A 13824-nucleotide genomic window follows, 5' to 3' on the forward strand; every position below is an offset into this window, starting at 1 on the left:
ATTGCGCATGATTTGTGGACGAATTTTCCCTTTTGCACTGAGTGTAAACATGACAGTAGTTATATGTCTACATAAATACTGAAGGAAGCATAAGGGTACTTGCACTGTTTGGCGGTTTGGACGAAGACGGCGTTCGCCAAAAAGTCGGAGAGCTACGCTCGCGATGCTGGCAAAACGCTCTTCGCGCTGATGCCTAGGCCGATTCCGACGTCGATCGCATGCTGGAACAGATTTGGCCAGACGGTCTGCAAGCCTTTTGCCGGTACGAAGAAGGTGGTCCACAGCGCCGCGCACGATCCATTTGGCCTGAGGAGTATAAAGAGCGTTGAAACGAGCTGCCCGTTTGGACGTCGCGCTTAAAAATTAGCGGCCCCCGGGGTCTCCGGGGGCCGCTACCAAGGACTAACGTTTCGAATAGATGAGGAAACTTTGACAGAGACCACCTAAGCGGTTCTAACCTTCAGACTCTCGCTTGAGAGCCTCCTTAGTCAAACTCCACGCTCCGAATATTGAAGCCAGCGCAATAGCGACGGCAACGAGTGAATAAACCATAACAACCAACCTGAATTAAGCTCTCCCATAGAACCTCATACCACCATCAGGAAGCCATTGGAGATCGGTTTCCCCCTACGTTTGCCAGTGTTTCACCGAACTCCAGCAGGGCTACCGATGGAACAATTCCTGGCAGGGTTTTTACCAGCACAGCATTTGCTGGCGGCATTCCTACTGGGTAATAGCACGGCGAGACCTGGGCTTTTCCGCTCGGCGTTTGGCAGCGCAGCCCTAAGCTGCCCAATTTAGGGACCGCTTGCACGATCTAGGCTGATAGAATACGTCCTGTGATCTCAATCGCCCTCATTGCTCTTGCGAACGTCTCGCGGAGCGACGTAGTACTAGAGCTGTTCGGCGCCGACGCCGGAGTCAGGATCGTCCGCACCGACGGCAAACTGCACGAGGAGTACTACCTCGGCAGTCGCGAGACCGGTTCGCTGATCGCCACCTCTCTTAGCCACCCTTCTGCCCTGGCCAAAGAGCCGGCGAGATCGCGCGGTATCGCGCAGTCTCTGTTCTTCATCGTCCGGTCAGAGGGCAACGACATTCTGCTTCGCGGCCAGAACGTGCAGCGAACAATCTCCGTCCCGTCCGAGGGGACCGTGTTCAGAGTCGATTCTCGATTGCAGCTCGGGCCAACGCCGAAACGGATATCTGAGTTCATGAGCGGCTACGCTTTCCTGCCTCCCGGCGGCGGACGGCTGCCAGCGGAGGCGTTCACCGCGTTTGGGTCGGCGAAGAAAGCCGTCATCCCCGACGTGATGTTCTCTGCGCCCCACGCTATTTTGAGCCGGGGCGAATTTGGCATGGCGGTCATCCCCGACCTCACTTACTTGGCGCGGTATCGGCCAATGCCCTCTGCGCTTGAGATCGACGCCTCAGGCGGACTCGCAGCGGGCGCAGTTATCGCGGTCGGCTACGCCTGGACCAATAGAGCTGATGACGGAACGTACGCGATCGACCAAAGACCGAGGTCTGTACCCGGCGAACTGCGACTCTCCTTCGACCTGATCCTAACGCCCCGCTCCGTCGACCCGGTCGCGTTCGTCGGAGATTTCCTGTGGGAGACGTATGGCCGCAAGCGGCTAGACCTACCGCTTCCTCAGACCGCTCCATTCCAGTTCTATTCGAAGCGGGCAATGGGATTCCCGATCTTCCCTGACGAGACGATGCCAAACCTCGAATCCGGTGCGACGGACGCCTGGTGGACCGCTGAGATCGACGGAGTTCAGATGCGCGCCCTGGTTTCGAGCACGGGAAATGCGACTCTTTCCGTTGATGCGAACTCGGTTCGCGTCGCATGGGGAGTCCGTTGGTGGGGCGTCAATTTGCTCCAAGGGTCTTGGGTGACGATGGCAGACGAGATGGTGAATCTCGCACTTTCGGCTCCGATCGGCGCCGATCAAGCGGCGACGGTGTTCAACATGACGTCAAAGTCCTGGAGGCAAGAGGAGTGGGACGTCGACGGTCTTGCTCAGACCGGGATTTGGCTGAACAGAATTGCTGAGGACTTTCCTGATGCGCCGCGAATCGACGAAATACAGAGGCGAGTCGAGCTAATCCAGGAGGGCCTGAGGTCACGGCGCGCAACCGCGCTGAGTGCGCTGTTCATGAGCGAGCGACTGATCGGCATCGGCGCCGGCCCATCGGTTGAAATGGCGAGAATCATGACCTGGCAGTTGAACAACGCCGAAACGCTCGAGTCGCTCGCAGAGGAGGCGTTGCAGCAAGTCGTGGAGCCTAGCACCGAGAACTTCGCTCTCGCGCTAGCCCTCTTGAGGAGCGACTTTGGCGACAAAGAGCTGGCTCGGCGACTGCTCCAGCGAGCTTTGCTGCGCCAAAGCGTGTGGTCCGTGCCCGGCGCTGAGAGCTACGACCCGTTCGGGGCTTTCATGAGCTCTACGGCGATCGCTGAGTCGCGGCAAGCAGTCTTCGCGCCGACGATTCTCTATGCTGCGGCTGGTTTGGGAGATCGCGTTCTTTTCGAGCGCGGAGTTGCTGCCGTCCGCGCCAATCTCGGCCTCATGTACTTTGGGACGAATATGCTGAACGGCTTTACTTTGCCGGGGCAGTATCGCGGTGGTCGAGTTGTGTCAAGCGTTTTCCCTGACTTCTCGGCGGGCATAGGCGACTGGCGAGGTCCTTCCACCGGTGCGGGCCAACTGATCGCGTGCCTTGCGGATGTTGCCGCAGAGTACGGCGCGTTCTATATCCATAGCAGTGGCTGGGGCGTGGGAATCGACGGCCTCGCCGCAGAACGCAATGGCATCGTCAGCGCCTTGACCCGCAATCCTAGATCGTATCAAGCTTCGTTCATCGTCGAGCTGGTGGACGACTTGATGGGCGTCCGAACGCCGATTGTGACCCCGCCGCCGTCTATCGGAATCAGGTCGATTAAAGTAGCGGCGCACGAGGGACAGCCTGTCGTGATCGCCACGCCGACGTTCGTGGCAGTTGGCGGAGCGTCAGATTTACGCGGGACGTTCACGTTCGGCGACGGCAGCGTGCTAGCGGCGCAGCTTTTGCCTATTGGCTTCGGCGCATTCGTCGACGCAAAGTTGCTCTCTTCTGGCCCGGTATTGTTTGAAGGCAGCTACAAGGACACGCAGTTGGCTTACGGGCCGGTAAACGTCTACATCGACGCTCCGAGCGAGCTTCTTGCTCCGCCGCCCAGCGGTTGGCGGCGAACCGGCGACCTTGCGACCACTACCGTCGGCGGTGCGTTCCTTAACGATCAGCCGCTCTTGAGCACGGCGGACGATGGCTTCGGCGGGCAAGCAGACTCTCTGCAGGGCACCATCGAAAGCAGGCCGTTCCTTGTCCAAGCTGACGCTGTTCAATACGATCTCCTGGGAAGTTTGAACACCAAGCTGTACGTTGAGATAGTCGACGTATCGACCGACGAACCGCTGCTGCTTGCGAAGAAGGTGAGCAACAGTCCTGAGGCAGTGACGTGGGACATGACGGAATACAGGGGCAGGATCGTCGTGTTTAGGCTCGTGGACTTGACGAGCGAAGGCTGGATTGGCTTGCAGAATCTACGCACGGTTGAAAGCAGTCGCGTTGCACGCTCGAACTAGCGAGGCTTAAAACCGCAGCGAATAGTCCAGTCGAAGACGCCAATTGCGCAACGGTCCGTTGCTCGGTCGGCCATCGCTCCAGTTCTCGTTGCCGACGAACAGACTGAGCGTCTGATTCTCACCAGGATGCTGATCGAACTGGAGTGAGATCAGGTGCCGCGTCGTCCGCTGCCCCTTGTCGCGCTGCGATACTCTGTAGCTAAGCTTGAGCGGGGACGGGTTGTTGGCGAAGAGCGTCAGGTCGACGCCGATGTCGCGACTCAACTGCTGAGTGCGATCGTTGCGGATCTCCTCGAATACAAAACTGCTCTTGAGCGAATCCGATCCGATGTAGCCGATCTTCCACTTGTTGACTCGCGTGTCCTGCGCGATCGACCCCAACACCGCGTTCTTCTGCTGCTTGAGCGGGTTCGTGATGATCTCGTTCTCCAAAACCCAGTCCTTGTGCGGCCTGACCGTAAACTTGAAGTCGCGAATCATCACGTTCTTGTTATCCGGCTGGGTGCGAAGATCGTAGTTGAACTCGAAGCTCAGCAATGCACCCTCGGCAACGCCGCTCGACAGCGACATCACGCGGTCGATCGACCGCTCGCTGGTCGCTGGATTGATAACGCTCAAGTAGGCGTAGCCGATGTCGAGGCCGAAAAGGCTTCCTTCAAAGCCGAACGTCTTGCGTTCGCGCTTCCAACGGTTCATGTCGCGCTCGGTGTCCGCCGAATAGTAAAAGTTCACGTTCGACATCGGGCCGATCGTCAGCGGCGCGACGTTGGCGAGGTTGACGCCACCGACGTAGTGATCGCGTTGGCCGTCCCAGCCCTCGTGCAGATACTTCAGCTGTCCGACCTTGATGCCGGCCAGCTCTCCCGGCGTCATGCTGAAGTTGGTCTTCTTCGTACCGTCCGAAGCGCTCTTGAGGTTTCGGTTGTAGGCGTAGCTGACTTCGATATCGTTGCCGAGGTCGATTTTGATTCCGTAGTCCTGCTTGGAACTGTCGACTTCTTCGCCTGGCCGGTTGACCTTCGTATCGCTTACCTGCACGCTGACGCCCCTGGCGACCTCTGTCTCCAGCGTATTGATCATCGACGTCTCGCGCGATCCGTCATCGAATTTGGTCTCGCTGTGCACGGTCTGCAGAGTCGAGTTGTTCGTCAGTTTGGTCTTGTAAATAAGCTTGTTCTTGATAGAGTTCGACTGCTCTTCCTCTTCGCCGTCGTATCTGCGCTCCTCGTTGATCAACGTCAACGAGCCGAAACGGCCTAGGCGACGGGAGAGCCTGTACTGGTTGAACATCTGATCGACGGTCATGCTCTCCGGATCAGCGACATTCGCTTCGTTTCTGAAAACTGAGAACTCCGTGTTGCCATCGACGCTCCAGTCCAACTTTGACTCGCGGAAGCCCTGGCTCAGGCCGTCTTCCTCGTTCGACGCAGACGTCCAATTCAAGCTCAGGTTGAGCGATGAGAGCACTTGCCACTTTGCGATGAAGCTCGTCTGGTCGTAACCCATGAGGCTGCGCAACAGGTTGCGCTCGGGATCCATCAGGGTTCCAACAGCGTCGAAGTCGCTACCTACGTTTCTTCTAACGTAGGCGAGTTCAAACCCCTTGTCTTTGTACGCCAAAGACTCGCGAGAGGCTCCGCCGGTCAAGTCCTCCGCATTCATTCGATTAAAGCTCAATGAACGGTTGGCGTCAAGCTCCGCTGCAAAGCTGAAATCGCTCTTGCCCAACCCAGGAGTGACACCAACGACAGCTTGCTCGCTGAACGTCAGGTCGCGAACGGCGTCAAAGCCGATCCCGACGCCAGTGCTCCGATAGTTCAGAGTGTACTTGCCGTTTGCAAAATGGACCCCGTCGCTCACTGCGCCGCCGCCGCCTCCTGCAATCGCCACTCGGTCGAGCCTCAGGCTCGTGTCTCCAACGGTGTAAGACAAGCGGCTTAAACGCCGATTCAGACCGAGGCCTCGCAAGAAAGCGTTCTTGTCCTTCCTGTTCGGCTTGGCGCCTGGCTTGAGCATATCCGCGATCATGTTCAGCGACGCTTGTTGCTCCAGCGCAGTCAACGCACGCATGTTACTGAAGCCGTCATCGACGGTAAGCCTGTTGTGCCGGAACTCCCAGGGGCCGCTCTTGACGGCGAGCGACTGGGTCTCAAGGCTTCCCTCACCGGTGCCCAGCTTGCTCTGCTGGAAGTTGAACGGCGCTCCGAAGGCGGGACTGCTGAGGGAGAGCGCCTCTCTGCTGACACCCCGCTCCTTTCCGAGTTGCCCTGGGTTGGTGCCGAACTCCTTGAAATCGCCGGGACGCAAGCTTGAGAAGCGCGTAAACGCAGAACCCACGCTTTGCGAGGTGTAGGTTAGGTTTGCCCAAGGTGAGACGAGCGACAGCGCCTGGTCGAAGACGCCGCCCAAACCCTGGTCATCATCGACCGTGAACCGTCGGTATGTTAGCTCGCCGGAACCGAAGCCCAGCGCCATATTCATCGCCTGGCGGTCCAAGCCCGCTTCCTTCTTGAGCTGCTTCCAGTCGCCCTCACGACCTTTAATATCCGCAAACCGCTCAAATCCACGATCGACCTTCTGACCGCTCCAGCTGAAGCTGAAATCACCGGACTTCAACCCGTAGCTTCGCCAGTCGATGGAACCGTTAGCGTCCCCCACGGTGCGAAAACCGGAGCTGAAGCTCAGCGCTCCAAAATCGATGTCCGAAAGGCTTAAGCCGTTGCGCTTGAGGCCGCGCTCCCTCTTGAACGCATCGATCGCCTTGGCATCGAACCCTCCGCCGGCGAACGACTGGAAGCCAGCGAACTGTCTGTCGATGTCTTGGTAGTTAGCGGTGATCTTGCCGCCGAGCGCGTTCATCTGAAGGTTTTGGACGATCGCCCGCCCTTGCCCTTCATCGGTCTGTTGCCGACCGTCCCCGTAGTTGCCCATCATGCTCGTGCCGTTGGACCTTAGGCGCTCTCCGATCATCATCAGGCCGCTGATAGTCGATCCACCGCCGAAGGAGAACGAATTGGACAGGCCGTACACGTTCGATGTGAGAACCGTCCCGTCTTTGAGGCGCTCGGTGAATCCTAGTCCGAGCAAGAATGCGTTGTTGGGCGCAAACTCGATCCTCATCCCTTGCAAGCCGTCCTGAGACCGTGCGCCAGAGAACATGCCGGACTGCTTCGCCTTGTGATCGTAGCGGTAGTACACCGACACTGTCTGTCCAATCGAGCCAGGCCGCATCAGCATGATCGTGCCAGCAGCGTAATCGATGGAGTAATCCTTGTTCCGAATCAAGACTTGGCTGCCGAAAATCACGCGCTCCGATCCGGCCTTCACAAATGCGTAGCGGAGGGGGTACAGGACTCGCCCAGCACTGAGCGGAATCAAGTCCATGGAGTTGCGTCCGCCTAATTCAAACGGAACTCGCAGACCAGGATCGGCGCCGTTGCCAGGCATGCCTACCTGGGCGATCGCCAAAATCGGCGAAGCCAGTACGGCCAATGCGATAGCCCGGACGGAGGTGTACCAAGCCACGTTCAACGACGCTTCCTACCCATATTATGTCCGATTTTCAACCAATACACAGCCTGAATCGGCAGTTTGTCCCTGCTCGCCAAAACCCGCTGAACCTGCGGGACGGTGGCGGTACTCCCAATGGCAAAGACGCACGTATTCTTGCTGGGTTTCAGTAAATCGTACAGGCAACTCACAATTCTGCCGAGAATGGGGTTGCGATGGACGGCGATCAACGAAGGGTACTCATAGATTTTTCACACGAAGAAGCGTTTGAAATCCTGATGCGGTGCCTTGAGAGCACAGAGCACGATACGCCTGTGTTCCGCAATGCGATCCGGATTCTGGCGTGCGCAATCCGACAGCCAAAGCAAGAGAAGGACGTCGCCTAGCTGCCCTGCAGCTTCACCCAGCTTCTGGTGGCGTGGCTCCTCTCGACGGCGTCTAGTACGCGCTGATTCTCGTACCCGTCGACGAAGTTGGGCGAGATTTCCGTGCCAGAGTCGATCGACGCCAAAGCGTCCGCAATTAGGTTCACAAACGTGTGCTCGTAGCCGGTGATATGGCCGACCGGCCAGTAGTTGCCGGCGTACGGGTGATGCGCTTCCGTCGTCTGGATCAGTGAGAACCCGCGGCGGTCTTCGTCGGCAGTATTGTCGAAATACTCCAGCTCGTTCATCCGTTCGAGGTTGAATACGATCGACCCTTTGCTGCCGTTGATCTCAAATCTGTTGTGGTTCTTCCGACCGACCGCGAACCGGCTCGCCTCAAACGTTCCTTGTACCCCGTTGACAAACCTCGCCAAGAACATCGCGCTGTCATCGACCGTGACTTCTCCCATCTCATCGCTTGCTCGAGCACCCATGTGGTCGTCGATCTGTCCAACTTTAGGCCGTTTCCTTACAAACGTGTGCATGCTGCTAACGACTTCGTCAATCTCGCCGACCAAGTATCGAGCGAGGTCAACGGTGTGGCTGCCGATGTCGCCAAGAGCACCGCTGCCGGCTACATCTCGCTGCAATCGCCACACCAGCGGGAAGCTCGGATCCGCAATCCAGTCCTGGAGGTAGACGCCCCTGAAGTGGTGCAACTCACCTAAGACGCCGTCTTCGATCATGCTCTTGGCCAGCGCTATCGCCGGAACCTTGCGGTAGGTGTGGAAAACGGAGTGTTGGACACCGGCCTTCTGGACCGCATTGAGCATGCGTTCGGCGTCGGCAAGCGTGTTTCCAAGCGGTTTCTCACAGAAGACGATCTTCCCTGCCTCAGCGGCGGCAACGGCTATTTCGCAGTGGGAGTTGCCTGGCGTAGCGATATCGATCACGTCGATTTCCGCGCTTTCCACAACTTTCTCCCAACTTGTCCCCCAGTTTTCCCAACCTAGCGCACCCGCGGCCGCACTGACACCCGACTCTGACCTGCCGCACAGAGTGTGCATCCTGATTTGGATCGGAAGGTCGAAGAACCGATTGACCTGCCGGTAGGCGTTGCTGTGCGCCTTGCCCATGAACTGGTAACCGATCAGCCCAACGTTGAGTGTCTTCTTGCTCATGCTCGCTCTAGGATCGGATTCTGCGCGGCCTTGGGGGCGCAGGTCAACCCAAAAGCGAGAATGGCACGTCGAATCAGGGCTGAGGGAGAGATTCTGGCGGTCCCGCCACGCGGAACTTGGTGCTCAGACCTGTGGCACCATGAGTGAGCAGCGCATGCCGAACAGCAGACAAACCGCGTACAAGCCGTTTACCGTCGGCGACATCACCGTCGATCCGCCGCTGTTGCTCGCACCGATGGAGGACGTCACCAACCAGCCGTTCAGGCGGATCGCCAAGCGCATCGGTCGTCCTGGCCTGATGTTCACGGAGTTCATCTCGGCGATGGCGATCCACCACGGAGCGCTCAAGACTCGCGACAAGATGCAAGTCGCCGACGACGAGCGGCCGTTGGGGATTCAGATCTTCGGAGGAGTGCCGGACGTCATGGCGGAGACAGCGCGAGTGGCCGTCGAGATGGGGGCCGATCTTGTCGACATCAATATGGGCTGCTGGGTGCCGAAGGTCTGTCGCACGGGCTCCGGCGCTGCGCTCATGAAAGACCCTGACCTCGCGACTCAGATCGTTAGCGCGGTGGTCGCGGCAGTGTCGGTCCCGGTCACCGTCAAAGTTCGCGCTGGCTGGGACTGGTCGCTGTTCGCGGCGCCCGATCTGTGCAGCCGTTTTCAGGATGCCGGGGCGCAGATGATCACTCTGCACGCGAGGTTTGCAAAGCAGGGGTTCGAGGGGCAAGCCGACTGGAAGCTCATTGAGCAGCTTCGCAAGGCCGTGGACGTTCCGCTCATCGGCAACGGCGACATCAAGACGCCCGAAGATGCCGCGAAGATGCTGGATCAGACCGGGTGCGACGGCGTCATGGTCGGGCGCGCGGCGATCAGCAACCCGTGGCGACTTGCGCAGATCCGCACTGGATTGACGGGCGATAGCCCTCCGGTCGAGCCATCGCTTGAAGAGCGCACGGACGTCGCCATCGAGCACGCGAAGTCGATGGTCGCTCATCGCGCGGGCCTTGGATCGTACGACGACGTGCTCGCGCTGCCGAACGCGGAGCGAACGGAGTGCGAGCTGAGAGGCGTGCGCGCGCTTCGCGGTCAACTTCCGCTCTATATCAAGGGCGTTCGCGGTGCGGCGGAGATACGGGGAAAACTGAGTCGGTGCAGCAGCATCGCGGAAATCGAGGAGATACTTCGATCGTTCGCCCTGACCGTCGCGGCGGCTGGCCCAGCGAGTTGAACAGTCGCCGTAGTACAATCGCGGCGCGAATCAAATCATGTTCCGCGCCCTAGTCCTCAAACTCGCCGGGTGGAGCCCGATCGAGCGGCTCGTGACAAGATCGTTCCTCTTTCGTTCCCTGGTCAAGCGGTTCATCGCCGGCGAAGACTTGGACACAGCGTTGCGCATCGGCGAAGAGTACGTTGACAAGGGGTTCCTCGTATCGATGGATCTGCTCGGAGAAAACGTGGAGACAACCGAAGAGGCTGACCGTGAAACTAACACTTACCTCAAGATGGCCGAGATGATCGCAGCCTCTCCATCGAAAGACAGGATGAACATCTCGGTGAAGCTCACCGCGCTTGGATTGGACTTGAGCGACGAGGTCGCGGAAGCGAACTACCGTAAAATCCTCACTGCGACGAAGGACAGCGACATCTTTGTGCGAGCCGACATGGAGGCCAGCGAGTACACGCAACGAACCGTTGACATCATCGATCGGCTGTTCAAGGAATTTAAGAACTGCGGAACGGTCTTGCAGAGCTATTTGCTGCGCACTTCGGAGGACGTCGCGCACATGATCGAGCTCGGGGCGCGCGTGCGCATTGTCAAGGGCGCATACCTTGAGCCGGCCGAGGTAGCGCATCAAGAGAAGTATAGAGTCGACGAGCAGTACGTCGAGCAAGCTAAGACGCTGTTACGACACGGCAACTACCCGGCAATCGCAACGCACGACTTGCGGATCGTGGAGCAGCTCAAGCAGTTCATAAAGGAGGAGAACATCGCAAGCGAACGGTTCGAGTGGCAGATGATCTACGGCGTCCGGCGCGACTTGCAGAGACAGCTGCTCGAGGAGGGGTACAACGTCCGAATCTACATCCCGTACGGCGCGGCCTGGTACCCGTACTTCAGCAGGCGTTTGGCTGAGCGCCCGGCCAACCTGTTCTTTATCCTCAAATCACTGTTTCAGAAGTGAGATTCGCACCCCTCGGTGGTACATTCTCTTTTGACGCCGGTCCACCATGAATAACTTCGACATCTTGAAAGGAAGCTATCTGACCAACGACCTCAGCGACGAGCAGGTGAACAGGGTCGCTGAGGTTTCAGAGCAGATGACCTTTGCTGATCTTCAAGAGGTACTGCGGGAGTTCGACGACGCCTGCGACGTGTACATTCTCATCGAGGGCAAGGCGCGCGTAACGACCGACTCGGGCGACCTCATTGCTCGGCTCAAGCCGGGCGACATCGTCGGTGAGATGGGCCTTTTCGAGATGCAAGCACGCACAGCCTCGGTCATCAGCGACGGCGATTCGCGATTCCTCTGCCTTTGTGGCGAGAAACTGAACGCTCTTCTCGACGAAGATTCGACGATCGGAGTGAAGATACTGCGCAATGTCGGAAGGTCGCTGTGCGCGCACCTGCGATCTTCGAACATCCAGTTAGAAGCGGTACTCGGAAACCTCTAATCGCGCGTGCGGTCTTGACGAATCTCTGCCCTCTTTGCGGGCGCAGTTTCGCCCTTCTCCGCCAGGTTTACCCTCAACGTATCGACCTCTTCCTCGACGACTTCCACGATCTGGCCGGTCAGCTTCTTTGCCGCACGCTTGCCAGCGTTGATGAGCGACTTGAAGACGCTCCCGCCGATTGTCATCAGGCCGACAGCAATTGCGAAACCCAGCCACGGTCTGCCAGCATCTATGTTGAACATCAGCGCAAGAAAGCTCCCGATCAACGGTCCGTGGAGAGCAATGAAGTACGCCGTCAGCGGCGAGGACCGAACCTTGATCCTCGTCCTCCCTTTGCGGCTCTCGACGTCTACGTGTACTACATGAACACCGACATAACCCATTCCCGTTAGAGTGCGTCCGACCTGCGACATACCGCCCTTGCCGCTCCGGCGCACGAGGTGTAGAATCTGGTCGAAATCCTCGGGATCTATCTCGCCCTCGACGACGCGCTCAAACTCCTCCGATAGGTTGAATACTCCTTGGGTCGACTTCTCCTCGGTATCGACGCCGCTCGCCGCCCTTTCGAGGAACTTCGGGTCGATGCCTGCCTCTTCGGCGATACGAACCAGCTCGTCCATCGTGACGCCGGGCGTGTAGCCCTCACCGGTGCTGGACGACTCCTGCAAGCGCACGGCGCGCTGCATGATCTCGCTGGCTTCCTGCTCACTGAATACGCGATTCTTCGACATTTTCTCCGGCATCCGGCAACGGTATCCCCGATTTCGCAAGCCTACCGCGAAGGTGGTCGGCCTGGCGTGCCCGCCCGTCGATGGCGCGCTTGGTTCTCCGCCGCCATGCGGATTATCTCACCGACCTGTTCCTCGCTAAAGTACCGCTCCATCTGTGCTCCATCCAGGTACGAGGGAAACCGCAGTACCGTTGCCATCAAGTATGCGCAATCCGGAACGAGTCCGTAGTTTCCCAGGCTTTTGACTTCGACTCCGCATCCTTACCGTTCGTGGAAACAGCGGCCATGGCAGCGATGTTGCCTAGCTCTTCTGGAACGTCACATCCGCCTGACCACTCGCCGAACTCCCGCGAGAGGAACCCTGTGTCGAATCGGCCCGCGACAAAGCCCTCGTGATCGATTACATCGAGCAAAAGCGCGATGTTCGTGGTCACGCCGAGGACGTGGAAGTCTTGCAGGGCCGCGTCGAGTTTCGCAATTGCGCCGGCTCTGTCGTTTGAATGCGCGATCACCTTCGCGAGCAACGAGTCGTAGAACTGTGACACCTCGGCGCCAGCCTCGAACCCCGTGTCCACCCGCACGCCGTCGGTCAGCGGCTCGGCCCAGCCGACGATCTTGCCGATGCTCGGCATGAACCCTTTCGCTGGGTCTTCGCTGATGATCCGCGCCTCGATCGCGTGGCCGCTGATCGCGCTGCGGTCGCCTTTCATCAGCTTCTCGGAAAGGGCAAGCTCTTCCCCGCTTGCGATCTTGATCTGCCACTGAACGAGGTCGACGCCCGTGATCGCTTCTGTAACCGGGTGCTCGACTTGCAGCCGCGCGTTGACCTCGAGGAAGTAGAACTCGCCGCTCGACTCGTCGAACATGAACTCGACCGTCCCCGCGCCGACGTAGCCGCTCGCTTTCACAAGCCGCTCGGAGGCGCTGCGCATCCCCTGCCAAAGCTCGTTCGTCATCACCGGCGACGGGGATTCCTCGACGACTTTCTGGTGGCGGCGTTGTAGCGAGCACTCCCGTTCAAAGAGACACGCGACGTTGCCGTGTGAATCAGCCAGGAATTGCACCTCGATGTGGCGCGGTCGGTCGATCAGCTTCTCGACCATCATCGCGCCGTCGCCAAACCCCTTAAGAGCCTCGTCGCTCGCGAGCTTCAACTCACTGTCGAACTCCGCTGGGTCGCGGACGATCCGCATGCCGCGCCCACCGCCGCCCGCGCTAGCCTTGAGCATCACCGGGTAGCCGATCTCCTTCGCCGCCTTCTTTAGCTGCTTGTCAGATGCGCCCGACTTGAAGAAACCCGGCACGATCGGCACGTCGTTCGCGACCGCAAGCTTCTTGGCATCGATCTTAGCGCCGAGCTTCCGCATCGCGCTTGCGGAAGGGCCGATGAAGACGATCCCTGCCTTCTCACATGCCCCGGAAAAACCCGCTCGCTCGCTCAGGAAACCGTACCCCGGGTGGATCGCGTCCGCGCCGGCCTCTTTTGCGACGGCGATTATCTTGTCCATGTCCAAGTAGCTCGCTGAAGGTTTCGAGTCGCCGATGTGCACCGCCTCATCAGCTAGCCTCGTGTGCATCGCGTCCGCGTCCGCGTCGGAAAAAACCGCGACCGTCAGCACGCCCATCTCCCGAGCGGCGCGGATCACGCGCACGGCGATCTCGCCTCGGTTCGCGATCAGAATCTTCTTGATCATGGTCTTGGCGCACCCATTCTACTGTCGTGGACTGAG

General features: G+C 58.9%; 10 protein-coding genes. 6 read left to right on the forward strand and 4 right to left on the reverse strand.

Annotated features, from left to right (window positions below):
• Positions 1–108 precede the first annotated feature (108 nt).
• Both IH944_02195 and IH944_02200 read left to right on the forward strand, forming a co-directional pair.
• Positions 109–360, forward strand: a complete 252-nt coding sequence (locus tag IH944_02195) for a hypothetical protein (GenBank protein MCH7903358.1) — start codon at positions 109–111, stop codon at positions 358–360.
• A 479-nt stretch (positions 361–839) separates the two neighbouring features.
• On the forward strand, positions 840–3632 hold the full coding sequence (locus IH944_02200) for a hypothetical protein (protein ID MCH7903359.1): 2793 nt from the start codon (positions 840–842) through the stop codon (positions 3630–3632).
• 6 nt (positions 3633–3638) lie between these two features.
• On the opposite strand, the gene IH944_02205 is transcribed toward IH944_02200, so the two are convergent.
• The gene (locus tag IH944_02205) at positions 3639–7157 is read right to left on the reverse strand and encodes a hypothetical protein (protein MCH7903360.1); all 3519 of its coding nucleotides are present in this window, start codon (positions 7155–7157) and stop codon (positions 3639–3641) included.
• A gap of 200 nt (positions 7158–7357) precedes the next feature.
• Here IH944_02205 and IH944_02210 point away from each other — a divergent pair, with 200 nt between their 5' ends.
• Complete coding sequence (locus IH944_02210) at positions 7358–7528, forward strand: hypothetical protein (protein MCH7903361.1); 171 nt, start codon at positions 7358–7360, stop codon at positions 7526–7528.
• Here the strand turns inward: IH944_02210 and IH944_02215 are convergent.
• Positions 7525–8688, reverse strand: coding sequence for a Gfo/Idh/MocA family oxidoreductase (locus tag IH944_02215; protein MCH7903362.1), 1164 nt, complete (start codon positions 8686–8688; stop codon positions 7525–7527). The genes IH944_02210 and IH944_02215 overlap by 4 nt on opposite strands.
• 139 nt (positions 8689–8827) lie before the next feature.
• Between IH944_02215 and dusB the strand changes: the two genes are divergently transcribed.
• From dusB to IH944_02230, 3 genes are read left to right on the forward strand one after another with little or no spacing between them, the layout of a single operon-like run.
• A complete protein-coding gene (gene dusB / locus IH944_02220; protein ID MCH7903363.1) occupies positions 8828–9919 on the forward strand; it encodes a tRNA dihydrouridine synthase DusB in 1092 nt (363 codons plus the stop codon).
• 37 nt (positions 9920–9956) lie between these two features.
• A complete protein-coding gene (locus IH944_02225) occupies positions 9957–10874 on the forward strand; it encodes a proline dehydrogenase family protein (GenBank protein MCH7903364.1) in 918 nt (305 codons plus the stop codon).
• A gap of 46 nt (positions 10875–10920) precedes the next feature.
• Entirely contained in the window at positions 10921–11364 is a 444-nt protein-coding gene (locus IH944_02230; GenBank protein MCH7903365.1) for a cyclic nucleotide-binding domain-containing protein, read from the forward strand.
• Here IH944_02230 and IH944_02235 read toward each other — a convergent pair.
• Both IH944_02235 and IH944_02240 read right to left on the reverse strand, forming a co-directional pair.
• The gene (locus tag IH944_02235; GenBank protein ID MCH7903366.1) at positions 11361–12095 is read right to left on the reverse strand and encodes a hypothetical protein; all 735 of its coding nucleotides are present in this window, start codon (positions 12093–12095) and stop codon (positions 11361–11363) included. The genes IH944_02230 and IH944_02235 overlap by 4 nt on opposite strands.
• A gap of 196 nt (positions 12096–12291) precedes the next feature.
• Positions 12292–13788 (reverse strand): ATP-grasp domain-containing protein, encoded by a 1497-nt coding sequence (locus tag IH944_02240; protein ID MCH7903367.1) that lies wholly within the window; start codon positions 13786–13788, stop codon positions 12292–12294.
• Positions 13789–13824: the final 36 nt, after the last annotated feature.

It is taken from the genome of Armatimonadota bacterium (assembly GCA_022563855.1).
Classification (GTDB): domain Bacteria; phylum Armatimonadota; class Fimbriimonadia; order Fimbriimonadales; family Fimbriimonadaceae; genus JADFMN01.